A 759-nucleotide genomic window follows, 5' to 3' on the forward strand; every position below is an offset into this window, starting at 1 on the left:
AGTCCCGATTGGTTGATATTGCTTCAAGCCTTGATTGGGACCTTGACAGTGATAGCGTCTGGTTGTGTAATCAATAACATCATCGATCGTGATATTGACTCAAGGATGCAGCGTACCTGTGACCGTGTTTTGGTGACCGGTGAACTCTCTATTACCAACGCCATGCTCTATGCAGCCGTACTGCTAGGTATCGGCGTCGTATGTTTAGCAGTTACCACGCCATTGGCTTTATACTCAGCGTTATTTGGTTATGTCGTTTACGTCGGATTTTATAGTCTGTACTTTAAGCGGCACTCTGTTTGGGGAACGTTCATTGGTAGTTTTTCGGGTGCGATTCCGCCAGTGATTGGCTATGCCGCTTTGACGCCATCTATTGATGGGGTGTATTGGGTGCTATTTGCCATGTTTGCTATTTGGCAAATGCCACATGCTTATGCCATCGCTGTTTTTCGTAAAAAAGACTACAGTGCGGCCAGTATCCCTGTATTACCCGTCAAACGCTCCTTTAGAACGACGCAGTGGCATATTACGATTAGCATTGCCATTTTTTTAGTCGTGGGTAGTTTGCTCACCGCACTGAAAGCGACGGGCTATTGGTATCTGGGCGTCCATCTATTGTTGTCAGGCTATTGGTTAATGATTGCTATGAAACCGATCAAGGTCACCAATCAACAAGACCAAGTCCAGCAGCAGATTAAGTGGGCGTATAAGATCTTTGGACTATCCATTATCATTATGATGGCGCTATGCCTAATGATG

1 protein-coding gene is annotated in these 759 nt (G+C 45.5%); it reads left to right on the forward strand.

The features are described from left to right. Nucleotides 1–12 precede the first annotated feature (12 nt). A partial coding sequence (cyoE, locus tag ACS8FC_RS16885; protein WP_439297636.1) for a heme o synthase occupies nt 13–759 on the forward strand: 747 nt, incomplete at its 3' end.

This window comes from Psychrobacter sp. 1Y4 (assembly GCF_051847555.1).